This window comes from Enterococcus moraviensis ATCC BAA-383 (assembly GCF_000407445.1).
GTDB classification, from domain to species: Bacteria; Bacillota; Bacilli; order Lactobacillales; family Enterococcaceae; genus Enterococcus_L; species Enterococcus_L moraviensis.
The window spans coordinates 610,415-636,726 of the sequence record NZ_ASWB01000003.1; the positions used below are offsets into that span (position 1 = coordinate 610,415).

Below are 26,312 nucleotides of genomic sequence, written 5' to 3' on the forward strand. Positions count from 1 at the left end.
TCAATTGTTTACATTTTGATAACTATTATTCCGTAATCTAATTTTTAAGCTTTATAATAAAAAAAAACTATGCTATAATATATTCTACTTTTTACTAAAATATTATGACATAAAAATAAGGAGAATTTTAAAATGAAAAAACTTTTTCTACTGGTAATTCCTGTTATATTATTAGCTGCTTGTGGCAGCTCAACCGACTCTGCTTCTCAGAAAAATGAGCAAAGTGCATCCTCTAGTTCTTCAGCACCAATTACAAATAATAGTTCTACAAAAACACTGACAGGTAGACTTACTGTAGGTAAAGATGGCGATTTAGAACCCGGAACTTATGATCTAAAAGCCGTTGATGACGGATATGGTACTGTCACCGCTAGAACTTCTGATGATAAACCCATCCTTAGAGAACACATGGCTTCACTAAAAGGTAAAGAAAACTATAAAAAAAATTATGTTAAAGATGGAGATGACGACTCCGATCTATACCATGAATCTGTAACCGGAATGGTAGTAAAAGAAGGTGACACTGTTCGAGTTTCTAAAGTCTCTGTAGAATTCACTAAAGTCGATTAATTACTTTATACCGTTAAATCATCAAACAAAAACCACATAAACATGTGGTTTTTTTATTTTATACCTTTGATCCCTTTCTTAAATTGAACGTTAAACTAATTAATCATACTTGTTTAGAGAATAAACATTCCACGAAAATCTTTCTGTATTTCTCATGGAATTGTTCTATCACTCAATATTCTAACTATTTTCTTATAATAATATTCTATAGCAGAATTCAGATCTAGAAATTTGAATATCATCCATAACTTAATGATTCTGACAAAGTCCAAGTAAACTTATCGCCATTAGAAAACTACCTTATCCTTTTATTGCCACTCTGTTGCCTCCTTTTTTATCTCTAAACAACTTCTTTTTTTGTGGTTACAAAGAAAAAACATGGGCTATCTGCTCATGCTTAAAATTTTTTAACATATAATTTATTTACTCGATGACTGCTATTATATTGTTTATTACTTTATAGTATAAATATAGCAAACCCAACAAGGTGTGTTTCTATTAAGAAAATAGGTTTTATTGGTAAAACTTATCATTTTAATGTCAGCTGGTAATAATTCTAGTTCTTCCACCAATTAGTCATCTGCCATCGGTAGCTCTAAAGTGTAAAAATCTGAAAAAAACTCTAAAACCTTAACTTGTTATTTTATTATTGGAAAAGACAGTGGTATTCTTCCAAGTGTTTAGGGCTTAACTGCTATCGATGATGGTTTTAGCACAGTTAGCGTTAGAACAATCAGCGGTGAAAAAATACCTTTTTCGCCACTATATGGCTCCTACTAGGGTGACGAAGTTTATGTTCGTGACGCCACTGTTGAATTTACTACCGTTAATTTAACAATGAGGTTGTTGCTTACGAGCCAGTTCTTTAGTCATTGTCTTAACCATTCTTTCGATACTACCATCTTACAACGGAAATCATATCTAAAAATTCGGATATCGTTCATACTGATTGATACTTTTTTAAAGTAGTAAACAAAAAAGAGACTCTGACAGAGTCTCTTATATTAAAAAAAATTAATCCGCCAAATCATCATTCGTATAAAACAAGACCGCATACTCTTTTGGTTTCTTCACTTTGCGCTTCGTTTCATTCCCAAGCGATTTCCATTCTAGAAAATTACTATAACTTTCTTCGTTTGCATATTGCCCGTAAGCCACTAATAATTCAGCAACGCCCCACTCATCTAAGATAATATTCGGGCGTTGCTTTAACACTTTGGCTACATAATGAGCCATGTACGTGTAAATATTCAAATTCGCAAAAAATGTTTCCGATTCTTTTTCTACTGAAGTCTCATTTTCACATGCTTGTCTGTAGATTAACCGAAAAAAACATCTGCTTCATTAAAGACTTCTGGATGATTTTCCATGATTTTGTTTAGGTTTTCGATCACAGAGAATGGCAGCATATACTCGCCCATCTGATCGTCGATCCCTAAGAATGTTGCAACTAAGTTGTAGATAGCTAAATGAATTTCATCACCTGCGCCTACAAAAACAGATAACAATTCTTCTTTGCTAAAGTCTTCCATATCGCCATTTTCTTTCAACTTATTGAAAAATGGGATAATTTTCATAATCGCATCAACAATTCTTAAATCTGAACGTGGTGTGATCGTGATATCTCCAAATGCAACGCTAAACACATAATAAGATCCAACCTCTTTAGCACCTTCTGGTTTTTGCTCAAAATGAGTTTGAGGGACACGGAATCTCACACTATAGTCTGCTTTTTTCACTTCAGTTTTATTTGCATCCCCGATCACTGATACCTCTTGATCTTTTACCACCGCAAAAGGAGTATCCTTTTCATTCGTTTTTTTCAAATTATTGCTAATCGCTAAAAAATCAGCGGCTTTCATGCCTTTTTCTTCCATCTCTGTTCCTCCTAATTTTAAAAGCTAAACGGGCTCTAAATACTAGCCCGTAAAGCTAAATGATTTATATTACTCTGCTACACGGTACATTTCAAAGAAGTTACCGTTTTTATCGCGTTGTACTGAAATTGTAAACTCAAAAGTAGTTTCTTCGTTATTCACTGTTCCAGGGAATGAAGTGATCAAGACGTTATTATAAACATAGTTTTGTTTCACGCCATCTGTTTGTTCTTGTGTAAATGACATACGTACTCGACGTGCATCTAATACATCTTCATTTCCAACAAAGTGCTCTACATCAACTTTTTTCGGATAACTGATTACTAGATCTTTCCCGACTAATGATTTATGGAATAAGATTTTTCCATCAGCTAAAACGATAAATTGTTTTTCGTTGATTTCAACAACTGCGGGTGTATTAACACGATTCAATAGTGACTCTGTTACATTACAGCTATCCGCGATTGCTGCTGATGTAAAGGCACATTCGTCCATATTCATATCAGCAAGTTGAACATAACCATAGTCCACGCCATCAATTGTAGTAGCAGAAACTGCTTTATCTGCTGTTTGGATAATCCAACCGCTTGTTAATGTACCTTTAGACATCAATGGGTTCAATTTCCAGTAATTCGCTGTAGCGCTCTTACCAGTCAATGTTCTTTCGATTGCGATACTTGTTGCATCATATCCTGCACCAAAACAGCTTGCTTCCACTGGATCTACTGTTAATTCGCCCGCAAATTCATCGATACAGCCAATTTTAACAACATCATTGATTTCAAAATCTTCAATGCTGTTATAAACGTAAATTGAAGAAAAACCAACCGTTGAAATCGTTGTGCTATTTGGGATCACATCTACATGAATAATGATTCCATTTTCTCCAGCAGCCCAACCTGTACCCATTTCCATTGCTGGAAGTTTAGATAAATCAATCACAACTGGATGGAAACCTGCCTCTTGTACCGTCACCAAGTTTTGATAAATATCTGAATTTAATTTATTTTGATCAGCAATATCAGAAATAGACGTTTCTATACTGTAAACTCCAGCTGCAGGTAAATGAACGTAATACGTGATTACCCCTGCTGCAAATTCTGTTGCATCTGCATTTACTGCAAAAGATGCCCCAACTGAAGAGCCTGCAGTGTTCATGACAGTCAATGTCCCTGAGTTTTTACAGCCTTCTGCTAGACAGTTGAACATATCTTCTGGTGTGTTGTACACATTGTAGACTGCACTCATTCCGTCATAGTTAATATAATTTTTTGTATTTACTTTGACACAACTGTCAATATCCGTTAATACAGCAAAATCAACTTCCATCAATTTATTTAATGATTTCATCCCGATTTTTGAAATTAGTGTATCATTGCTACATCTTGTCATTTATATTTCCCCCTATTATTGATTATTTTGAACGACACGTGTTGCATCGCGCTCATATCTTCCGCCATTTTTTTGGTTTAATGTTTGTAATTTTCGTTGAATAAATACTTGTGCATCAACAGTATTTTTCTTCGAAACGTCTTTTGTCTTTTTCTCTTTAGTCATTTTCTTTCCTCCTAATTTTAAAAGTGAAACACACTCATTCATCCTAATTTAAACATTTTTACAGCTTGTCCATCTAAACTATATGTTTGTTCTAGTAAAAAATTCCCATCTTTCTCCATCACGTCATATAGTTCTCCAGCATAAAATGTTTTTGTTTGCCCACTTGGTAAAACCATGCGGGCTTCACGTTGAAACATGTGTTTTGACACTTGTCTGCTGCCGCATGATGAACAGCCAGATTTTTTAATTTGATTCTTGATCCCTAAAAATTGAATATTCATTACACAGCCTCCAGTAATTGCCTTTTCGTAAAATAACGTTCATTCCTCAATAAATTCTATAGCAAAGTACGAGATTTTTTTGATACGGCCACCGCAAGATTTACAAAAACTTTCTGTGTAGTCGATATTTAAAGACGTCAATTCATTCACTAACTGTTGCGAATAGGGTCTTTCAATTTGAATATTCTTCAATGACTGACGAAATACTTTATCGTCCCCTAATTCATATCTTTCACCAGGTTTTAAACGAATGTGGCTATACGCTGTTACGCCCTCTTTTTGACTGGCAACATTTAATGTTGTTATTGTATCGATTGCATCAATCAATTTAAAATACTTGCTCATTGACCTTCCTCACTTTTTTCTCTTACTTGTAATAGAGTCTACTAATCAAATTACTATGAAACTTAATTAGTCGTTGTATACAAATCTCATTTAGATATGCGATCGTCATATCTTGATCTATATAAACGTAGATAAATTTTGATCAGATCATACACTTCTCTGACCTTCACAAAAATCTACCTGCCGGAATTGTGATACATTGCCTAACACGATACTTTTGGTTATTAGAGCACATTTGACTGGAAGTAAGTTTATAATTATTCTTTTGAGCTTCCGTCAGCCAGTGCATTTCATAACTCATTCTCGATAGGTTCATTTTATACCGAATGTTGCTTTTGAAAATTCGCATATCGTCCATACTTGGTATTTCAATGGAACAATGGGTCTTCATCTATCAAAAAAATAGTTGTTCTAGTTATTTAAAAAACTGTAACTTTTTTTGATACTATCATCTTACCGTGGAAATATACTTCAAAAATCCGACTATCGTTCGGACCTTATATCGTTAAATTCAAATCTTTTGCTACCTGTAAAAAGAACCAATCTCTTAATTCAAAAGCTTTTGTTCGTCCAACAAAAATCAAATTATTTGTAATTAAACCTTGAATCGTATACTTGGGCATTCTCCGCATATACAGTTCTTGAATAATTGTTTTAGTATCTTCGCAACATTCTTCTAGTAGGTTAGATACAATACGTTTATTTCGTTCTAAGGCAGCTAGCCTTTGATCTTGTTCAATAGTAATCATTAAGCTATCTTGAGCATTATATCCAGCCCCACTTCCTTTAATTCCTGAGTTTAAGTCATTTTCACGATAGGGGTATCTTAACTCTTCTTCGCGTTGTTTAATGTACTCCTCGATTCTTGGATAATCTGACAGAATCTCTTTAATGTAATTAAATGTTGATTTTCTCATCTTATTGCCTCCTTTTATTGATCGACCATTCTCGCTAATACAACCAATATAGCGACTCACTTTTAAGCTGATAACTGTATTTTATTCACTCAATAAGTACATCTTACTTTATATAAATTCTTTTTTACTTTCGAATTACTGTCAATTGTCTCCCAAAAAAAATGACTGACTCCATCTCTCTTAATTAAGTCGAAAAAAATAGAGACATCCGTCTAAGCATTTTCAAAAAGTTAAACTTTCAAAAATGTTTAGACGGATGTCTCTAATATAGATTAACGTTATTTTATTTCTCTTTTTTTTCCTCTAGAAAAAACTGCAATACAACCATTTCCTGTATGACTCGTGATTGTTGGACCTAATGGATGAACGCGAATCTCCTTTACTTCCACTTTTTCTTCAATCAGCGCTTTGACTTTCTCTGCACTTTCTAAATCTCCAGCATATGCAATGAATAGGGTTTGGTTTAATGGTTCAATCAATCCCTGAACCGTCTCATCTGCTAGTTTTTTCAACGCTTTGCCTCGTCCACGAACTTTGCTGATGTTTTGAAGTTTTCCTTGTTCATCTACTATAATGATTGGTTTAACATTCATCAAACCACCGATTGCAGCAGCTGCTTTTGAGATTCTTCCACCACGTTCTAAGTGTTTTAAATCATCGACCGTTACCCATGAATGAACAGTCATTGTATTTTCAGATAGCCATAATAAGATATCATCTAACGTATGTCCATCTTCTTTTAACTGGATGACTTCGCTGACAAGTAATCCTTCACCTAAACTTGCAGCTTTTGTATCAATCACGTAAATTTCCGTATCAGCGTACTCTTCTTTTAAGATATCAACAGCTTGCATCGCACTTTGATACGATCCACTTAAACCAGAGGAAAAGGCTAGGTATAAGATCGGCATCTTCTTTTCAACAAATGGTCTAAAAAATTCAATATAGCGCCCAACATTTACCTGAGAAGTTGTCGGCATACCGCCCGTTTTAATTTCTTGTAAAAACCAGTTATAATCAAATGTCTTCCCCAAATCATCGACTAATTCTTTTCCATTTAACTGAATCGTCATACTGATAAAATCAACATCGTTTGCTTCTAAATATGTATATGGCAAATCACAACATGAATCTGTCATTAATTTAAATGTCATTTAAAATCTCCCCTAACTATTTTTCTATTTTAACACATAATTACTGTATACTCATACTTTATCCAAAGAGTAAACAACCAAAAAAGGCTTGTAATAGGAGAAAAATGAAAAAAAAGCAAAAGACAAATTTTCTATTGTCTTTTGCTTTTTTAAAACTTTAAATTTGTGCCCAAACACTTTCCAATACATTTGTTTGGTTACGGTCTGGACCGACTGAAAATGTTGAAATACGCACGCCAACTAATTCAGAAATACGGTGTACATAGTTTCTTGCATTAGCTGGTAAATCTGCAAGTGTTTTACATCCAGTGATGTCTTCTGACCAACCTGGTAACTCTTCATAAACTGGTTTACAACGACTCAACTCTTTCAAACTAGCAGGATAATGATAAATCATTTCTCCATCTAATTCATAGGCTGTACAGATTTTAACTGTGTCTAAGCCACTTAACACATCAATCGAATTCAATGATAAATTCGTGATTCCTGATACACGTTTTGAATGACGCATCACAACCGTATCAAACCAACCAACACGACGTGGACGACCTGTTGTAGTACCATATTCTTTCCCAACTTTACGAATTGTTTCTCCTGTTTCATCAAACAATTCTGTAGGGAATGGTCCATCACCAACACGTGATGTGTAAGCTTTACATACACCGACGACTTTATTGATCTTAGAAGGACCTACACCGCTTCCGATTGTTACGCCTCCAGCAACTGGATTTGATGATGTCACGAATGGATACGTTCCTTGGTCGATATCTAACATAACGCCTTGGGCACCTTCAAACAAAACACGTTTTCCTGCGTCTAATGCGTCATTTAAAATAACAGAAGTGTCTGTTACGTATTGTTTGATTTGTTGACCATATTCATAATATTCTTCAAAAATGTCTTCAAAGGCGATAGGTTCGCTATCAAACATTTTGACGAATTGACGATTTTTTTCTTCTAAATTGATTTTTAGACGTTCTTCAAAGATTTCTTTATCTAATAAATCTGCCACACGAATCCCTACACGAGCTGCTTTATCCATGTATGCAGGACCGATCCCTTTGATCGTTGTACCGATTTTATTGTCGCCTTTAGCATCTTCTTGCAATTGATCCAATTGGATGTGATAAGGTAAAATGACATGCGCACGGTCTGAGATACGTAAATTATCTGTGGTTACATTATTATCTTTTAAATATGCCAGTTCTTTTACTAATGATTTCGGATTAACGACAACGCCATTTCCGATCACACTGATTTTATCTTTGTAAAAGATACCTGAAGGAATCAAGTGTAGTTTATAAGTAACACCATCAAATTTAATGGTATGACCTGCATTATCTCCGCCTTGATAACGTGCGATGACCTCAGCATTCTCACTTAAGAAATCTGTGATCTTTCCTTTTCCTTCATCGCCCCACTGCGTTCCGACTACTACAACTGATGACATTCGAACACCTCGTTCTAAATTATTTTGTCCTGATTCATTGTACCAATAAAACAGAACGCTTTCAAGGAAAAATCGAATATTGTTTTTTTGAACACAAGAAAAGCGGGCAAAACACGAACATTATTTCATGAATTATTTTTCATCAGATAAAAAAGCGAAAATTTATTTATTCTCTTGTAAAGAACTCTCGCTTTGTTATAATCATAAACAATACACTATACACTTAATAGGAGGTCTATTCGGGATATGAAACATTCTTTTTGTTTGGAGATTGACGAATCTCTATCTTTAGTCCAGCCAACTCTCGAGATGGCTCAGGAACTTTTTGAAGTGGTTGATTCAGATCGGGAGCATTTGAGGAGATTCCTTGATTTTGTGGATTCTTCAACCTCTTTTGAACCACAGGAGCACTATATCAAAATGAAATTAGAAGGCTATGTCAAGGGGACTGACCGCTTATTTATCATTGCGTTTGGTCAGAAAATAATCGGCTGTATTGATTTACATTTTATTGACGCTGCTAATAAAAAGGCTGAGCTTGGTTACTGGCTTCATTCATCTCAAACCAATAAAGGTATTATGACAAAAGTAGTGAAAAAGGTTTGTGCAATTGGGTTTGAAGATATGGGATTAAATAAATTAAGTATTCGAGCTGATACTGAAAATAAGGCAAGTAATGCCGTTGCGATTAAAAATGGTTTCTCTTTTGTTGGAACCGATAAAGCAGAAGTTATTATGTATAATGAGTTTAGGGATTTAAATAAATATTCTCTTTTAAAAGCAGACTTCAATTAAAAAGATAGCCCAAGTAAGTTTTCAGTAACTACTTACTTGGGCTATCTTTCTATCTATTATTTAGAATTCTTCTCTCGGTGATAGTGACGCAAATTTATTGAACTCTTTAATAAATAACAGTTCTACAGTTCCTCGAGCACCACTCCGGTTTTTCTCGATAATCACTTCGATCACATTGTCGATTTCTGGTTCTTCACGAGCACCATCCTCGCCTTCTTCCCCGCGATCATAGTAATCATCACGATAAAGAAAAGCTACGATATCCGCATCTTGCTCGATTGATCCAGACTCACGAATATCACTTAACACAGGACGTTTATCCTGACGTTGTTCCACACCACGAGATAATTGAGATAAGGCGATAACAGGAACCTTTAATTCCTTTGCTAGCTTCTTCAATTGACGAGAAATTTCTGATACTTCTTGTTGGCGGCTTTCACGACCAGTTCCTTCAATCAGTTGCAGGTAATCAATCAAAATCAAGCCTAGATTGCCACGCTCTTGTGCTAGTTTACGACATTTTGCTCGGATTTCGGTAATTTTAATACCTGGTGTGTCATCGATATAAATTTGTGCTCTAGATAAACTTCCCATCGCAATGATCAGGTTTTGCCACTCTTCTTCTGATAGCTGACCTGTTCGTAAGTGTCCAGCTTCAATCGAACCTTCCGCACACAGCATCCGGTTAACTAATGATTCTGCACCCATTTCCAAACTGAAAATAGCAACAGAACGATCTGTTTTTGTTCCAATATTTTGGGCAATATTTAGGGCAAAAGCCGTTTTACCTACGGCTGGACGAGCCGCTAAAATAATCAATTCTTCCGCTTGTAGTCCTGCAGTCATTTTATCTAAGGCCGGATAGCCAGTTGGCAATCCTGTGATTTCTTCATCATTTTGATAAAGTTGATCAATATTTGCAATCGAGGTATTCAATACATCTGCGATTGATAAAAAACCGCTTCGATTTCTTTTCTCTGAAACTTCTAAAATACTGCGTTCTGCATCGTCTAGTATTGTTTCAACATCTTCACCTTGTTCAAACCCTTTAGTCACAATTTCAGTAGCAGTCTGAATCAAGTTACGCAGTAATGATTTTTGTTCGACGATTTTTGCATAGTAAACAATATTCGCAGCAGTCGGTACAGCTAATGCTAAATCAGATAAATAGCTTAAACCGCCCACGTCTTCTAATAGGTTTTCTTGTTCCAAACGATCTTTGATCGTAATAACGTCAATCGCTTCATTTCGATCATTCAAGGTAAGCATAGTCTGAAAAATCAATTGATGATTACGGCGATAAAAATCTTTTGGTTCTATGTATTCTAAAGCATCGATAATAACCTCAGCATCTAAAAAAACCGACCCTAAAACGGCCTGCTCTGCTTCCATACTTTGGGGCGGTACTCGATCTTGCCATACTTCATTCATTTTTTTCTCTCCTATAGCTCAAATTACGCTTTTCAGTCTTTTCATTTTAACAAGAAATAACCGAAAAGTACAATGACAATATTATATCATTTTGGATTGAAGATAAGAAAAAACAGAGACTATGCTCTGTTTTTTGACATTATTCTTCTACAACATGAACTTTGATTGTTGCTGTTACTTCATGATGCAATTTAACTGGTACTTTTGTAAAGCCTAGTGAACGAATCGGTTGTGATAGTTCTAGCTTACGTTTGTCTAATTTGACCTTATATTGCTTGTTTAAGGCTTCTGCGATTTGTTTTGAAGGAATAGATCCAAAGAGACGTCCATCCTCTCCAGCCTTCGCTTTAAGCTCTACAACAGTTTCTTCTTTTTCTAGAAATTCTTGCATTTTTTTCGCTTCTGCTAAAACTTCCGCTTCGTGTTTATCTTGTGCTTTCTTTTGTCCAGCTAAAGCACTGATACTCCCTTTATTCGCTTCTTGAGCGTACCCGTTTTTGATTAGAAAATTTTGTGCGTATCCTGTAGGTACTTCTTTCACTTCCCCTTTTTTTCCTTTGCCTTTAACGTCTTGTAAAAAAATAACTTTCATACTATTATTCCTCCTTGTATATAATGAATAATCCATAATTTCTTTTAAACTCTAGTTGTTTAAGGAGCCGGATCATACATTAAGTCTATATTTTGATGGATTACTTTCAGCAACTGCTCTTTTGTCTCAGATACTGTCATACCAGTTAATTGTACCGCAGCATTCGTGAAATGACCACCACCGCCTAAATTTTCCATAATTAGTTGGACGTTTATTGATCCATTACTTCGTGCACTGATCCCAATCTGCTTGTCAGTTCTCTTAGTTATAACAAAGGCCGCATTGATTCCAACCATTGATAACAAGGTATCAGCTGTTTTAGCTGCAGTTACGCTGTCGTATTCCTTTTCTTCACTGCCAGTTACAATGACAGTATCTGGCGTAACATATTCACTTTGGGCAATTAAACTGTTCATTTCCAAATAACTGGTTAAATCTGAGCTTAATAAATATTGTACTAAAGATGAATCAGCGCCACAAGTTCTTAAATAACTGGCTACATCAAACGTACGTGCAGTCGTCCGAACACTAAAGCTCTTTGTGTCAACAACAATTCCAGCCAATAATAATGTGGCTTCAAGTTTATCCAACCGCTTTTGCGCATTACTCTGATATTCAATCAATTCTGTCACCAATTCCGAAGCAGATGATGCCGAAGATTCAATATAAGCGAGTAATGGTTTGGCAGGAAATTCGTCTCCACGGCGATGATGATCGATAATTACTACCTTATCAAACTGCTCATATAGCTCTTGCGAAATCGAAAGTGACGGTTTATGGTAGTCAACCATAATCAATAGACTACTGTCTGTTTTTCGTTTCATTGCTTCCTTTGGTGTGATGATTTGCTTCGCCAGCTCAGGATATTTCTCCAGTTCAGCCATTACTCGTTCAACATCAGGAATACTCTCATTTTTATCTAGCACGACCCAAGCTTCTTTATTATGAAATTTTGCTAGTCGCGCCATACCAAAAGCCGAACCGATTGCATCCATGTCAGGAAAGCGATGTCCCATAATATAAACATCAGATGATTCTGCCAAAATCCCTTGAATTGCAGTACTCATTGCTCTAGAACGAACACGCGTTCTCTTTGCTACAGAAGCTGTTCTACCACCATAAAAAATTGGTTTCGCATTGTCTTTCGCTTCTTTAACTACGACTTGGTCGCCGCCTCTTACTAAGGCTGTGTCTAGGTTAGTTTGGGCGGTATTCCCTGTTTGACTTAATGTTTCACCACCGTATGAAATGCCCATGCTCAGTGTAATCGGTATCTCTCTTGTACTTGATTCTTTTCTGATTTTATCTAAAATTTGGAATTTAGAATCCATCATTTTTTTAATATCTTCTAACTGCGCAATAAAAAAATAACGTTCTGCATTCAGTCTTTTATAAAAAACTTGATATTCATCCATCCAATCAGATACCATTGTAGTGATAAAACTGTTCAAGTAAGAGATTTCTTTTTCATCCATACTATCTGTAATATCATCATAGTTATCAACTGATACAATTCCAATCGCTGTCTGCATTTCTAATTTTTCTTGATATAAATTACTCTCTTCAGTAATATCTTTAAAGGTTATCGTATTTTGGTTTGTATCAATATTGAAACGATAAACATTATTGCCAACTTTAAATATATCCTTCCCTTTTTCAGCACGTGATACATATGTTTGTATTAATTCTGGACTGATAAGCGTTTGTCCATCTTTATGAAAAATATCTTCCGCAAACGGGTTTAACCATTTTGCTTCTTTTGTATCTGGATCGTAATTGATGATTCCAACCGACACTTCATTAAATGCATAGTCCAACGATTTCTCCGCAAGCGTACTTGCTTCTCTAATCTTTTCAGTGTTAGATATCTCAATTTTTTTAATTAGATAATAAACACGATTTATCAAGATAAGATTAAGTAACAATAATCCAGTTATGGTTATGTATTTATTAGATATGAAGAAAAACAGCATTACTTCTAATAAAAAGAGGACGAATACAGAACCCAAAATCCGATTCATACCATTTTTTTTCATTATTAAGACTCCTCCATTGTTCTGCAGATAAGATTATTTTAGCATAAAAAGAACAATTCTGCGAACCCAAAATGTTTCACGTGAAACATACGGAATCAGATTATTCATTTTTAATTACTATCTTTATAGTAATTTATTATAATAAAAAAAGAGGTCAAGAACTAGTCCTTGACCTCTAAGTAAATTCTATATTATTGCTCTTCACCAACAAATGGTAATAAGCCCATGATACGTGCGCGTTTGATTGCAATTGTTAATTTGCGTTGGTTCTTAGCACCAGTACCTGTTACACGACGTGGCAAAATTTTCCCACGTTCAGAAATGAATTTTTTAAGTAATTCAATATCTTTATAATCAATATATTCAATATGGTTAGCAGCGATATAATCGACTTTACGACGTTTACGTCCGCCTCTTCTTTGTTGTGCCATTCTTATTCCCTCCTATCAAATTCGTTTAGAATGGTAAATCATCATCTGAAATGTCAATAGTTGAACCTGTCCCACCAAATGGATCAGAATCTCTATCGAAATCAGGCATACCGTTATTGCTAGACTGAGAGGATGATTGATTAAAATTGTTTTGTCCTGAAAAATTATTATTCTGTGGTTGGAAACTATTTCCGCCACCAGCATTATAGCTTGGTGTTGAATCTGATCCATCTGTTGTTTGTCTTTGTTCTGATGCAGAACGAGACTCCAACAACTGGAAATTCTCACATACAACTTCAGTCACATAAACACGTTGACCTTGTTGATTCTCGTAATTTCTAGTTTGAATACGACCAGTTACGCCTAATAATGTACCTTTACGCGCATAGTTTGCCATTGTTTCAGCAGGTTTACGCCAAATCACACAGTTAATAAAATCTGCTTCACGATTTCCATTTGCATTCGTAAAGTTACGGTTTACTGCTAAAGTAAATGTCGCAACTGCTGAACCACTAGATGTATATCGTAAATCGGGATCTTTTGTTAGTCTTCCAACTAATACAACGTTGTTAATCATTTAAACATCTCCTTTCGTCAATCCAAATGTTTCACGTGAAACAATTTGGTTATACTTCTTCCTTGATAATCATGTGACGGATAATATCGTCATTGATTTTAGCAAGACGATCAAATTCATTGATTGCTCCTGCAGTTGATGGAGAAGATACTTTAACGATATGATAGATGCCTTCACGGAATCCGTTCATTTCATATGCTAAGCGGCGTTTTTCCCAATCTTTTGATTCGATAACTTCAGCTCCGTTATCTTTCAAGATTGTGTCGAAACGTTCTACTAAAGCAGTTTTTGCTTCTTCATCAATGTTCGGACGAATAATATACATAACTTCATAATTCGTAACTTGACTCATTGATTTTCACCTCCCTATGGACTTTAGGCTCTTAGGTTGCTAAGAGCAAGGAGAGTTATCTAAAATTTATAGACTACTCACAATGTTTCATTATACAGCTAAAAGCTGATAAAATCAAGCGTTATTAGCAATTTTTGATCATTTTTTTTATCATTCATTTTTCTCTCGTGTCTTACTTTAATATACGCAAAAATCAATGAATTTATTTCTATTGCTTATAATTTAGGTTATTTATTTTTCATGTTATACTATCCTTGTTCGAAATTACACAAATACTTTAACGTAGTTTGAAAGGATGCTGTTACATTGAATCAATTGTTAGAATACCGACCACTCAACTTGTACACGAATTATCTTGAGGCTGCACGTAATAACCCAGAGACTGCCATTATTCATGATGAATCTTTACCGGCTTTTCCTGAACTTGGAACAAGTTACACGTATCAATTAAGTCACGAAGCCATTTTAAATCGTGCCTATCAACTGGCTAGTTTAGGTGTAAAAGCTGAGGATAAAATCATTATTTTCAAAAGCTCAAAATTCGATACGTATTTATTAGCTGTTGCTGCTTCTTACTTAGGAGCTGTTCCAGTGATGATTTCTTATCATTTTCCCCCTGAAACAATTGAAGTTTTTGTTGATAGATTGGAAAATCCGTTTATCTTATTTGATGATGAAACAGCAGAAAAAATCGCAAAAGTAAAGAATAGTTCTTCTGAAAAACAGATTTCAGTTGCAAAACTATTACAAGCACCTGCTAATGAAGTTTCCCAAGTAGAATTACCCAAAGATATGATTGCTTATATGACACATACTTCTGGTACAACAGGCATTCCTAAACTCATTTGTCATTCTGCTAATTCTATGGGCTGGCGTACAAAATGGCAAAAGACGATTTTTACAAAAATTGCTGAGAAGAAACTTGTTGGTTTTCATATATCGCCCGTTCACTCTCGGTTTAATATTGGAATTTCTTCTTTAATGGCCATGGGTTTTCCGTTAATGCCGTTATCGATTTCTAATAGTGATTCTGTAGCAAAAATGCTTTCAGAATACCAACCGATTGCAGTTGAAACTCATCCAAATAATTTCGTTCAGTGGACATCTTTAGCAAAAAGACAACCCGAAGCTTTCGCAAGTGTTCGTTATTATCACTCTACTTTTGATGCAATCAACAATGCTACGATGGCAAGTTTCTTAAAAGCTTCAGAGAAAAATGATCCAATTTTTCTTCAAGTTTATGGACAAAGTGAATGCGGACCTATGATCTTAAAAGCACATACCTTAGAATCGCTTAAAACATCCGATGCTCGTGATATGGGTGTTGGGTTAGAAGGGTTAACTGAAGCACGAATCGCAGATAAAGATGGGACTGTTTTACCCGCTATGACGGATGGACACATCCAATTTTTATCTAAGGGACGTGCACTGACCTACTATAAAGAAGATGATCGCTTCCAAGCAACTGTCTTTGGCCCTTGGTGGGACAGTGGTGATTATGGCTTCATGGATGAAAATGGCCATTTATTCCTTAAAGATCGTCAAGTAGACTTGATTGATAAAATCGATAGTAATTTAGCGATCGAAGATCACCTATTAGACGCCCTTGATTTTCTTCAAGAAGTGATTATTGTTCGAGCGAAAGATAACTCTCCCCAACCAATCTTAGCCGTTGATCCAAAACAAGGAATGGACTGGGATGCTTGGTGGGAACAAGTGACTGATTTACCTCATTTGAACAAACCGATTATTATGGATTGGGATGAAATTCCTCGTACAGCTACAATGAAAGTACAACGATTACAGATTGAAAAAGCTTTAAAAGAGCAGAAATAATTATAGAAAAAAGAATCATAGGCTAGCATAAAACAGCCTATGATTCTTTTTATTTAATAAATAGCGTATCGTAAACACCATACTTTAATAACGTGTTTTGGGATAAATCAACGCCTATTCCTAATCCATCTGGCACTCTGATGTCCCCATCTCTAATCTCAATAGGTTCCGTCAGAATATCCTCATAGTAATAGCGATCCGAAGCTGAAATATCTCCTGGAAACGTGAAGATTTTTTGAGAAGCAAATTGTAGATTTAATGCCCTTCCTATACCCGATTCAAACATGCCACCTAGCCAAACCAGTATCTCTTTTTCTTTACAGAAATCGACTATTTTCATAGCTTCTGTAAGACCGCCTACTCTTGGTATTTTTAAATTGATGCTACGGCAACTCCCCAAAGAAAATGCCAACTCACAATCTCTCAACGTTCGAATATTTTCATCTAAACAAATGGCTGTTTGGATTTCATTTTGCAAATATGCATGGTCTAGAAAATCATTCGCTGCAAAGGGTTGTTCGATCATTGCTAAATTATAGGCATCTAATTGCTGCAAGTGATGAATGTCTTTAATGGTATAGGCGGAGTTAGCATCTACCATTAGTGCAATATCAGGAAACTTCTTTCGAATTGCTTCGATTGGTTTCAAATCATAGCCTGGTCGTATTTTCAATTTAACTCTTTTATACCCAAGATCAATATACTTTGTAATTTGATCTATCAATTTAGTGAGATCGGTTTGTATCCCAATACTAACACCAACTGGAATCTGCGCTCTAGTATCATTAAAATAGGTTTTCAAGCTTTTATTACTACGTTTTGCGTATAAGTCCCAGACTGCGGTTTCAAGGCTAGATTTAGCCATTTGATTGCCTTTCACTCCATCAAAAAGACCTGCAACTTCTTTAGGATGTTGAATATCTGTATCCACCAACAACGGAATTAAATGTTTTTCAATAATTGTTCGAGCAGTATCTATTGTCTCTTCTATGTAATCCGGCTGTTCAAACGCAACCAGTTCTCCAATACCTTGATTCCCCAATTCGTCTGTCACAAGTAAAATATCAAAAGCTTTTTCTGTTAGACGTCCATAACTTGTTTCAAAAGGAATTCGTAAAGGCAATCGAACACGATAACGATCAATACGCTGAATTTCCAATGTGGTTTCCTCCTTTTAAAAGCAGAACAAACCAAGAACCCTGTAGAAAATTGCCAGTGAAACGCTTTTGTTTCACTGACGGTTTATCTATGTCCTAAGGATTGATTTGTAGCGCTAGATAAAAATGTATAAACAACTTCCTCAAATATCTCTGGTTTTTCCAAATGAATACAATGACCTGCGTCTTCTACGATTTCGATTGATACTTTCGGTTGTCTCTCTTGCATATTTTGGGCAATAATTTGAAATTTAACATCTAAATCTCCAACTATCAATAAGGTAGGCGCAACTATCTTGTATAGCTCGTCCCAAAAATCAGGTTGGACGCCAGTCCCCATAAACCATAAACTACAAGCCAAACCAAATGCTTGTTGGGATAATCGTTCTTTACGTAGTGTTTCTTGTATTTTAGACGATAATCGCTTTTGACTAGCAAAAAGAGCCAGATTTTCCCATTTTTCGACAAATGTTTCAATAGAATGGCTCATAATGAAACTAGCTAAATGTTCATCTGAACGTTTACGTATCATTCGCTCATCTTCGCTCTTTAAGCCAGGAGAACCACTCTCTAAGATTAGTTGTTGAACCTTTTGAGGAAATAGACACGCGAAGCCTAAAGCCACTCTAGCGCCCATTGAATAGCCTAATAAAGAGAACTGTATTATACCCAGTCTTTCCGTAACTATCGCAATATCTTGACACAAACACTCCATTTGATAGCGATAAGGGTGAACATAGCAGTCTGTACGGCCATGACCTATTAAGTCAATTGCTAAAATATTCATCTCATTTTTTTTGTGGAAAACAGGAGCAAATGTTTGGCTAGTTCCAGTAAACCCATGCAAACAAACTAAAGTTGGACGATCTGGCTTGTAGACTGACAGCCACTCATAATAGTAATTTACTTTGTTTATCGTAATATTCATTTATTTTTTACCCAGCTTCTCTGTCAATCCACCAATAACTTTTTCATAGAGTAACACATTTTCCTGACGATCACCGACAACTTCAATCAGTTGAAACTTCGCTTGTGTTTGCGTCGCTTCTAACAACTGTTCCAACTGCTCTAAACTCTCTGCCTTTGTGTATTCAGCATCATATAATTGAGCAACTAAAGAAAAGTCTAAATCGATGGGCGTACCAAAAATTGGTTCAAAATCATCCGATTTTAATTGACGTTGTGAAAGAAAAGAAAAAATACCACCACCATTATTGTTTAGCAAAACAATCGTTAACGGTAAATTATACCGTTTAGCCAGTAATAATCCATTCATATCATGATACATCGCCAAATCTCCAATCAGCAATACATTTTGGCGATTTGGATGCGTTGCACACATGCCCAAAGCAGTTGAAACAATACCATCGATTCCGTTGATTCCACGATTCCCAAATAATTGATACTGATTACTTTCGGGTGATGAAAAACGATCTAAAAAACGAATCGCATTGCTGTTTGAGACAAATAATTGACCATCTTTTGCCATTTTTTTATGGACAAGAATGCTTGCTGATGTTTCATTTAATGTCTTCATTTCGCTAAGTTTCATTAATTGCTGTGCAGTTATTTCTTGCCAGTTAATCCATTGATCTCGCCATGAATCAGTCGTTTTTATTTTAACCCTATCTCTGATTGCCTTCGCAAATAGCTGTTCTTCCGCTTGAATAGCCACTTGAGTCTGTTTTAGTTGGTCCTGCCATTCACCAGTTTCGTCAACAAAATAGATTTTACTTGTCTCACTAAGTGATTGCAGCCAAAACATTGTGTTTTTTGAAATAGGCACCATGCCGAATCGAATGACTACTTCTGGGGATTGATTCATTTCGACTTCTTGAATAAACAGGTCAGCATAACTCATAATTAAAGAACTATCTTTGCCACAAGCAGTGATATTTGCTAATGGATCACTAAGGATCGGCCAATTCAATGATTCTGCTAGTTCAATAAATACTTTAGCCTCTTCTGGTGTATGGCTTCCCCCTACCACCAAAACTCCTTTTTTTCCTTGGCATGCGTCCACAAACTTGATTAGTTCGTCCTCAGATAATTGCTTTTTGCCAACAACTATTTTAGTTGTTTTTTCAGCAATCAGTGCCTGATTCAAATCGGGTAGCAACGGCTCTCTTAATGGGAAATTTAAATGAACAGGACCTTTTGGTGTTTGACACGCTGTATCTATTACGCGCATTCCTTGCCAATATGAATAATCCAGCATCGCCTTAGTTCCTTCTGGAATTGCCATTTCTATAAATTCTTTTACATGACTTTGAAATAAATGGAATTGATCCATTGCCTGCGGCGCACCGACTTGACGCAATTCATGTGGCCGATCTGTGGTCAAAACAATCAACGGAATATGGCTAGCATTTGCCTCACAAATGGCTGGATAATAATTTGCAGCAGCCGTTCCTGATGTACATAATAACGCAACTGGCTTACCGCTAGCTTTACTTAATCCTAAAGCAAAAAATGCAGCCGAACGTTCGTCGACTTCAACAAATGTTGTGATTTTTTCTTGGCGATGTAACAGCAATGCTAGTGGTGTCGAACGAGAGCCCGGGCTGATCACAGCCTGTTCTACTCCACTGCTGATCATCCCCTCAACAAAAGCTTGTAAATAGTTTGTCGTATCACTCTGATTTGTCATGACGTTCCCCACCTATTCCTCTTAACATCGGTTGAAATTTAATTTTTGTTTCTATTCTTTCTTGCTCTGCTTGAGAATCCTTGACAATACCACACCCAGCATATAAATAACCGCGTTTCCCAGAAAATACGGCCGATCGAATTCCTACCGCAAACTCACCAATATCCTCTTTGATTGCTACCCACCCGATTGGTGCACCATACAATCCTCTATCTAATTGCTCATGCTCTTTAAGCCACATCAAAGCTAACTCCTTTGGTTCGCCACCTAGAGCAGGCGTTGGATGGAGTTGTTGAATTCCTGTGAGGAATCGGTAGTCTTTTTTCCGCTCCCCTTCAATCGGTAAGTATAGATGTTGAATATCCCGATTTTTTAATAGATGTGGTGTTTGAGCCTGAATCGTAGTTCCTGTCATCGCTTCTAATTCTTTGACGATTCTATCTACAACTATTTTGTGTTCTTGCTTATTTTTCATGTCATTCAACAAGTAATTACCCAATGATTCATCTTCGATTTGTGTTGTTCCACGTGAAACAGAACCCGCGATACTAGCTGTTGAAAACATCTTTTTAGAGGCCTTTAATAAGCGTTCCGGTGTAGCTCCAATAAACGTCTGTTCATCTGATTCTAAAACAAAAAAGTACGTATTTGTTTGTTGTTTTTGAAGATTTTTTAAGATAATATCTGCTTGAAATACTTGGTCACTCTTTACTTCCATTCGTCTAGCTAAAACAACTTTCTCTAACGGACCTGCTTCTTTCAATTTAGCTACAGTATCATCAACAACTGCCATCCATTCAGATACAGCGATTTCTTCTGCTTTTATTTGTGCATGATCCTTTTTTTCTAGTATTTCTGTACTCGCTAGTTTTGCGAATTGGTCTGCAAGTTCCAACCACTTTTGCTGTAACGTATCTCTGCTTTGAGCAGTAAAGTTCATCGTAAGGTATTGCTTTTCTTTCGCTTCAGTAAGTAAAAAAGTTGGCAAATAAAAAAGTCCTTGTTCCATCCGACCCCAATCATTTTTTCCAGATTGTTTACTATCAAAAGCAAATCCACCGAATAAAAGAGCTCCTGCTCCTGTAACAGAAAGATTTTGATAGATTTTGTCTTGTTCTCCTAGAATAAATGCATCTACTTGTTCAAACGAGGCCTGATCATACGTCAATTCTTTTTCTTTTCCAAAGCCGGCTAACGTAAAATCTTTGTCGGCTGTTTGCCAATAAAAACGTGCTCCTTTGAAACGTTTTTGCCCCTTCTCAAAATAGGTACGCAAAGAAACTGACGTTTCATTTATTTCTTTGATCCAACTAAATTGACGATAGCCATTTTCATAGGCTTGTTCTAATTCTTTAGGAATGCTCATTTGTTTAAAAAAGCCTCCCTTTCTGTTGTTGTTAAGCGGTGCTTCGCTAATTTTCCACTCGCCGTTTTTGGGAGAGAGTGGCATAAATAAATTCGTTTAGGGAGTTTATATTTTGCTAAATAGTTTTCGGCAAAAGTATTTACCTCTTCCCTTGTGATTGTTGATGTACCTACAATGTATGCAACTGGGACTGCACCCCATTTTTCATCCGGCTCACCAACTACTGCAACTTCTTTTACTCCTGGAAATTCTTGTAAAACGTGCTCAATTTCTGTAGGATAAATATTCTCCCCGCCTGAAATAATCAATTCGCTTAAACGGCTTACCAAATAAAGATAGCCCTCTTCATCTAGATACCCCATATCTCCCGTTTTAAACCAGCCGTCTGCCGTCCATTTTACGGTTTGCCATTGTTCGCCATTTAAATAGTGCCGAATGACATTCTTCCCTTTTAATAGAATTTCCCCGACTTCATTTGGTTGTAATAGTTGCTCTTTAGCATCAACGATTTTAAGTGATATACCCTTCAACGGTTTCCCAGCAGAACCCATTTTTCTCGCAGCATCTCCAAAACGTAATGCCACGACTTGTGAACAGGTTTCGGTCATTCCATACGATTGAATCACAGGTATTTTATAGCTTTCACATGTTTCTAACGCTTTGGGAGAAATCGGTCCGCCACCGAGTAACATTGCTTTAAATTGGGGACTATACCCCGTTGCAGGGTAGCTTTCCAATAATTCTTGTAACATGACCGCTACAACAGAAATCACCGTTCCTCTACCTTGAGTTAAGTCATCTGTCACTGTTTTAGCATCAAATTTACTATATAAACGAAAACTACATCCCAAAACCAGTTGACGAATAATAATCGACAATCCGCTGATATGAAATAGCGGGACTGGGCAAAGCCAACAATCTTCTACTGTAATATTCATATTTTCTTGTGTTGCCAAAGCGCTAGCTAAATGGTTACTAAAAGATTGCACAACGCCTTTAGGATTTCCTGTCGTACCTGATGTATACATGATTGAAGCGGATGCCTCAAGTTGATAAGTATTCACTATTTCAATTGTAGATACTTTTTTACTTCCAGGACAGACCATCTCAATCAATGTTACAGCATCCACTTCGGCAAGAAACGTTAGACTCTCCGTAGCTGTTACAATAAAATTGACTTGCGCATCTGATAACTGATAGCTAAGTTCTTGTATACTTAAATGTGTATTCAAGAAAACTAACTCTTTGCCCAACTCCCATAATGCAAGAATGGAAAAATACATTTCTTTTGAATTACGGCTAAATAGGCCCACTCGTTTTTCTTCAGTTGGAATCTCTAAAGAAAATACTTCTGCCCATTGTTTAACTTCTTGTTCCACTTCAGTAAAAGACCATACTTCATCCTGCCAATAAAAAGCAGGATGATCTGGTCTTTGATTTACTTGTTTTTGCAGCCAATTACGCATATTTTTCACCTTTTTATTTTATGGAAATTTAGGAAATTGATCGAAATCAGGGTCACGTTTTTCTTTAAATGAATCGCGTCCTTCTTTTGCTTCATCCATTGTGTAATACAGTAATGTTGCATCTCCTGCTAATTGCTGGATTCCAGCTAGTCCATCTGTATCAGCATTTAATGACGCTTTGATCATGCGCAATGCAAGTGGACTTTTCTTCAACATTTCTTCTGCCCACTCCATCGTAACATCTTCCACATCTGCCAACGGAACTACGGTATTGATCCAGCCCATATCCAGCGCTTCTTCAGCTGAATATTGTTTACATAGGAACCAAACTTCTTTCGCTTTTTTATGACCAACCACACGAGCTAAATAGCCAGAGCCATAACCGCCATCGAAACTGCCTACATTGGGTCCTGTTTGACCAAATTTAGCATTATCTGCAGCAATCGTTAGATCACAAACAAGTTGAAGGACGTTTCCGCCGCCGATCGAATATCCTTTGACCATCGCAATGACAGGTTTTGGAATCACACGAATCAAACGTTGTAAATCTAATACATTTAAACGAGGAACACTATCTTCGCCTACATACCCGCCATGTCCGCGAACTTTTTGGTCTCCACCTGAACAAAATGCTTTGTCTCCTGCACCGGTTAAGATAATCACACCGACATCTTGTTTATCACGGCTGATGTTGAATGCGTCAATCATTTCCATGACTGTTTTTGGTGTAAAAGCATTATGAACTTGAGGGCGATTAATCGTAATTTTTGCTACTTTTCCTTCTTGTTCAAATAAAATTTCGTCGTATTCTTTGATTGTTGTCCAGTTTCTCATGAGGAAACCTCCCTATAATTTTTAGTGATCAACACTTTATCGAAAGTCTAGCCTGCGATACTATATTTGTTTTCAATGCTTCTATTATACACAAATATGCAAGTTTTAGAATGATAGAGGGTTTAGAGAGTGGTGAAAAATCATATGAAGCGAAATCAGAAGAATTTAAAATTGTTTATATTCCTGTTCGTTAAAATATGTATTTCATGTACTATTAGGTGCACATGAAAAAGAAATAAATAGCACAACACAATCCTCCACCTAAATTTTGCTCATATAATAATACCCACCAAACTAAACAATAACCCCCTAAAAAATCTCATCTAGCCGATTTTTTAGGGGGTTGAATCTAACTATTTACATGCTTATCAATGTGCTAACATCTCTTGTGCAATATCAAATCCCGTCATATCAACTGGATAATAAGTCGGCCAATTATCCATTTCTTCCAATAATTTTTGTTGACTTTCATTACCAAAATAGATATGGAAATGTGCTGCTTTAGAAGGCGCGATGCCATGATCTGAAAATTGAACATACTTATATGGCGTATCCCCCGTTGCTTCAAACAAAAAGCGAACCCCACGATTTCCAGCTTTGTAAGTTAAGATTTCTTTTCCTGCGTATTTATATTTCGATGTGTATTTTTTATCCCCTACTATAAATGTCATGGCGTCCTTACTGATATCAATACGATCAACGTCTGTTTGATACCCTTTTTGATAATAGGCTTTGTATTCTTCTGCTGTCATTTTTTTCGTTAATTTTTCTTTATAATCAAATACTTGATCAAACGTACCATCTTCTAAATAAGGAAATACTGATTGCCACTCACCTGCATAATCAGAAAGAACACGATCTTTAACATCCTTGTCGTCAAAATACCCGTTTGAAACCGTCTTGTTTGCTTCTGGTTCAGCGACTTCTTTTTTAGGTGTCACTTCCGTTGATTTTATCAATGCTTCTAGATTATCTTTCATCACACTGATATATGTTTTACCGGCTTTCATATCCTCATTGGTAAGACCTTCTAACGGATTTAACACAAGTAATTCAACACCCGCTTCACTCGCTAACGTTTTTGCTACTCGGTCATTTGCATTTTCTTCAAAATAAATATAGTTGATTCCTGTTTCTTCAACTAATTCTTTTAATTCCGCAATCCGTGAAGGCTTTGGTTCTTGATCTGGAGAAATTCCTGCGATCGGTATTTGTTTTAGGTTGTAATCTAAGGCTAAATAAGAAAAAGCTGTATGTTGCGTAATAAAATTCTTTTGTTTAGCATTCGCCAACTTTGCTTCATACAACTTATCAAGCTCTGTTAACTCTTCGATATAATCAGCTGCATTTTTAGTGAATGTCTTTTTTTGTTCCGGAAATTGATCGATCAATCCATCTCTGATTGTTTCCACTTCTTTGATTGCACGAAAAGGACTTAACCATAGATGAGGATCATAGTCATGAGAATGTCCTTCGTGGCTTTCCTCTGCTGAATGATCGTGATCATCACTTCCAGGTAAAAGAACCATGCCTTCACTTGCTTTAATGCTCGTCACATTCTTTAGTGATTTTTCCATCTTAGGAACCCACGTTTCCATATATTCACTGTTATAAACAAAAGCATCCGCATCTTGTAAGTTAGCGATTTCTTTTGCAGAAGGTTCATAATCATGTGCTTCAGTTCCTGCAGGCACCATTAGTGTAACCTCACCAACATCACCGACAATATTTCTTGTAAATTCATACATTGGATAAAAAGAAGTAACAATCGTCAACTGTTCTTTCTCCTTATTTTGTGTTTCAGATTTCGGTTTAGTGCACGCAGTTAAAATAACCGTTAGTAAAAATAAACCTGTAATAATAAGCATTAACTTCTTTTTCATCCCTAATCTCCTCAATCGTTTTATTTATAATTTACTGTATCTTAAGATAATTGCTCTTGCGAAAAAAACATTATTGTATATGGTCTAGTTGTTCATTCGATCACTCCTTTCCGATTCTCAACACCTAAAGCGTAACGATTACGTTTTAACCACATGAGAATATAACAATTTTTTTTATCGTTGTCAAGAGACGAAGAAAGACCAAGAAAAAACATGTCTGTTTTTTCTTGGTCTTTCTATTTTTTTGCTTTTTTACTATTATTCCATATAAACACTATTTGTCGAAACGACCTGTGCACCAAATGGCATCAATGCTAACTTAGCCAATTTAAATGACTGCATACCAAACGGAATTCCAATAATTGTCACACATAAAATGATTCCACTAATACAATGACCTACCGCTAGCCAAAATCCGCTGATAACCAACCAGAGAATATTTACTAAAAACGAACTCGTACTTGTACTGTATACAACCCTTTTACCGAACGGCCAAAAACTCAATCCTGCAAGCTTGAAACACTGTAGCCCAATCGGAATCCCAACAATCGTAATACACCAAAGGACTCCTGCTAAAAGCCAAGCCAAACCACCAGCGAAACCGCCAAAAATAAACCAAATAATATTTCCAAGACATCCCATAAAGCAAACCTCTACTTTCTACTTAAACTTACAAAATAAATTATACTACAAAACAAAAAAACAAAACCTTACTCGAAACCTAAATTTACTAAATTATAGGAATTTCCTTGTGA

Annotated in this window: 26 protein-coding genes; 3 read left to right on the forward strand and 23 right to left on the reverse strand. The window is 36.0% G+C overall.

Translation table 11 applies throughout. The annotated features are described in order from the left end of the window. The first annotated feature begins 132 nt into the window (after positions 1-132). Positions 133-570, forward strand: a complete 438-nt coding sequence (locus tag I586_RS12965) for a putative periplasmic lipoprotein (protein WP_010766598.1) — start codon at positions 133-135, stop codon at positions 568-570. A 1,014-nt stretch (positions 571-1,584) separates the two neighbouring features. On the opposite strand, the gene I586_RS12970 is transcribed toward I586_RS12965, so the two are convergent. The 9 genes from I586_RS12970 to I586_RS13005 all read right to left on the reverse strand — a co-directional run bounded on the left by I586_RS12970 (position 1,585) and on the right by I586_RS13005 (position 8,151). Further along, positions 1,585-1,806, reverse strand: coding sequence for a hypothetical protein (locus tag I586_RS12970; protein WP_174270363.1), 222 nt, complete (start codon positions 1,804-1,806; stop codon positions 1,585-1,587). A gap of 83 nt (positions 1,807-1,889) precedes the next feature. Further along, positions 1,890-2,447 (reverse strand): hypothetical protein, encoded by a 558-nt coding sequence (locus I586_RS12975; RefSeq protein WP_010766599.1) that lies wholly within the window; start codon positions 2,445-2,447, stop codon positions 1,890-1,892. Between the two features lie 69 nt (positions 2,448-2,516). Further along, positions 2,517-3,839 carry a hypothetical protein gene (locus I586_RS12980; protein WP_010766600.1) on the reverse strand — a complete coding sequence of 441 codons (1,323 nt, stop codon included), beginning with the start codon at positions 3,837-3,839 and terminating at the stop codon, positions 2,517-2,519. A gap of 15 nt (positions 3,840-3,854) precedes the next feature. After that, positions 3,855-4,004 carry a hypothetical protein gene (locus tag I586_RS17375; RefSeq protein ID WP_167321484.1) on the reverse strand — a complete coding sequence of 50 codons (150 nt, stop codon included), beginning with the start codon at positions 4,002-4,004 and terminating at the stop codon, positions 3,855-3,857. Positions 4,005-4,042: 38 nt separating this feature from the next. Beyond that, positions 4,043-4,285, reverse strand: coding sequence for a hypothetical protein (locus I586_RS12985; RefSeq protein ID WP_010766602.1), 243 nt, complete (start codon positions 4,283-4,285; stop codon positions 4,043-4,045). Positions 4,286-4,324: 39 nt separating this feature from the next. Next, positions 4,325-4,630: a hypothetical protein gene (locus I586_RS12990; RefSeq protein ID WP_010766603.1), complete on the reverse strand. Its 306-nt coding sequence runs from the start codon at positions 4,628-4,630 to the stop codon at positions 4,325-4,327. Between the two features lie 497 nt (positions 4,631-5,127). After that, entirely contained in the window at positions 5,128-5,547 is a 420-nt protein-coding gene (locus I586_RS12995; protein WP_010766604.1) for a DUF722 domain-containing protein, read from the reverse strand. Between the two features lie 278 nt (positions 5,548-5,825). Continuing rightward, positions 5,826-6,701, reverse strand: coding sequence for a DegV family protein (locus tag I586_RS13000; RefSeq protein WP_010766605.1), 876 nt, complete (start codon positions 6,699-6,701; stop codon positions 5,826-5,828). 157 nt (positions 6,702-6,858) lie between these two features. Further along, positions 6,859-8,151 carry an adenylosuccinate synthase gene (locus I586_RS13005; protein WP_010766606.1) on the reverse strand — a complete coding sequence of 431 codons (1,293 nt, stop codon included), beginning with the start codon at positions 8,149-8,151 and terminating at the stop codon, positions 6,859-6,861. A 246-nt stretch (positions 8,152-8,397) separates the two neighbouring features. Between I586_RS13005 and I586_RS13010 the strand changes: the two genes are divergently transcribed. After that, positions 8,398-8,946 (forward strand): GNAT family N-acetyltransferase, encoded by a 549-nt coding sequence (locus I586_RS13010; RefSeq protein WP_010766607.1) that lies wholly within the window; start codon positions 8,398-8,400, stop codon positions 8,944-8,946. Between the two features lie 60 nt (positions 8,947-9,006). On the opposite strand, the gene dnaB is transcribed toward I586_RS13010, so the two are convergent. The 6 genes from dnaB to rpsF form a co-directional block, all read right to left on the reverse strand. Then, complete coding sequence (dnaB, locus tag I586_RS13015; RefSeq protein ID WP_010766608.1) at positions 9,007-10,377, reverse strand: replicative DNA helicase; 1,371 nt, start codon at positions 10,375-10,377, stop codon at positions 9,007-9,009. A gap of 139 nt (positions 10,378-10,516) precedes the next feature. Further along, positions 10,517-10,969 (reverse strand): 50S ribosomal protein L9, encoded by a 453-nt coding sequence (gene rplI, locus I586_RS13020; protein ID WP_010766609.1) that lies wholly within the window; start codon positions 10,967-10,969, stop codon positions 10,517-10,519. 59 nt (positions 10,970-11,028) lie between these two features. Continuing rightward, a complete protein-coding gene (locus I586_RS13025; protein ID WP_010766610.1) occupies positions 11,029-13,005 on the reverse strand; it encodes a DHH family phosphoesterase in 1,977 nt (658 codons plus the stop codon). Between the two features lie 191 nt (positions 13,006-13,196). Continuing rightward, complete coding sequence (rpsR, locus tag I586_RS13030; protein ID WP_010762117.1) at positions 13,197-13,436, reverse strand: 30S ribosomal protein S18; 240 nt, start codon at positions 13,434-13,436, stop codon at positions 13,197-13,199. Between the two features lie 25 nt (positions 13,437-13,461). Continuing rightward, complete coding sequence (ssb, locus tag I586_RS13035) at positions 13,462-14,013, reverse strand: single-stranded DNA-binding protein (protein WP_010766611.1); 552 nt, start codon at positions 14,011-14,013, stop codon at positions 13,462-13,464. A 49-nt stretch (positions 14,014-14,062) separates the two neighbouring features. Beyond that, positions 14,063-14,365 (reverse strand): 30S ribosomal protein S6, encoded by a 303-nt coding sequence (gene rpsF / locus I586_RS13040; protein ID WP_010766612.1) that lies wholly within the window; start codon positions 14,363-14,365, stop codon positions 14,063-14,065. Between the two features lie 306 nt (positions 14,366-14,671). On the opposite strand from rpsF, the gene I586_RS13045 reads away from it, so the two are divergent. Continuing rightward, a complete protein-coding gene (locus tag I586_RS13045; RefSeq protein WP_010766613.1) occupies positions 14,672-16,201 on the forward strand; it encodes an AMP-binding protein in 1,530 nt (509 codons plus the stop codon). 49 nt (positions 16,202-16,250) lie between these two features. On the opposite strand, the gene menC is transcribed toward I586_RS13045, so the two are convergent. The 8 genes from menC to I586_RS13085 form a co-directional block, all read right to left on the reverse strand. Continuing rightward, positions 16,251-17,360: an o-succinylbenzoate synthase gene (gene menC / locus I586_RS13050; RefSeq protein ID WP_010766614.1), complete on the reverse strand. Its 1,110-nt coding sequence runs from the start codon at positions 17,358-17,360 to the stop codon at positions 16,251-16,253. A gap of 83 nt (positions 17,361-17,443) precedes the next feature. Then, the gene (menH, locus tag I586_RS13055; protein WP_010766615.1) at positions 17,444-18,286 is read right to left on the reverse strand and encodes a 2-succinyl-6-hydroxy-2,4-cyclohexadiene-1-carboxylate synthase; all 843 of its coding nucleotides are present in this window, start codon (positions 18,284-18,286) and stop codon (positions 17,444-17,446) included. Continuing rightward, entirely contained in the window at positions 18,287-20,008 is a 1,722-nt protein-coding gene (gene menD / locus I586_RS13060) for a 2-succinyl-5-enolpyruvyl-6-hydroxy-3-cyclohexene-1-carboxylic-acid synthase (RefSeq protein WP_010766616.1), read from the reverse strand. Further along, positions 19,992-21,374, reverse strand: coding sequence for an isochorismate synthase (locus tag I586_RS13065; RefSeq protein ID WP_010766617.1), 1,383 nt, complete (start codon positions 21,372-21,374; stop codon positions 19,992-19,994). The genes menD and I586_RS13065 overlap by 17 nt, the downstream gene beginning before the upstream one ends. Beyond that, positions 21,371-22,840 (reverse strand): o-succinylbenzoate--CoA ligase, encoded by a 1,470-nt coding sequence (locus I586_RS13070; RefSeq protein WP_010766618.1) that lies wholly within the window; start codon positions 22,838-22,840, stop codon positions 21,371-21,373. The genes I586_RS13065 and I586_RS13070 overlap by 4 nt, the downstream gene beginning before the upstream one ends. An 18-nt stretch (positions 22,841-22,858) precedes the next feature. Next, positions 22,859-23,674: a 1,4-dihydroxy-2-naphthoyl-CoA synthase gene (gene menB / locus I586_RS13075; RefSeq protein WP_010762126.1), complete on the reverse strand. Its 816-nt coding sequence runs from the start codon at positions 23,672-23,674 to the stop codon at positions 22,859-22,861. 368 nt (positions 23,675-24,042) lie between these two features. Next, a complete protein-coding gene (locus I586_RS13080; RefSeq protein WP_010766619.1) occupies positions 24,043-25,557 on the reverse strand; it encodes a zinc ABC transporter substrate-binding protein AdcA in 1,515 nt (504 codons plus the stop codon). A 258-nt stretch (positions 25,558-25,815) separates the two neighbouring features. Further along, complete coding sequence (locus tag I586_RS13085) at positions 25,816-26,199, reverse strand: YccF domain-containing protein (protein ID WP_010766620.1); 384 nt, start codon at positions 26,197-26,199, stop codon at positions 25,816-25,818. Positions 26,200-26,312: the final 113 nt, after the last annotated feature.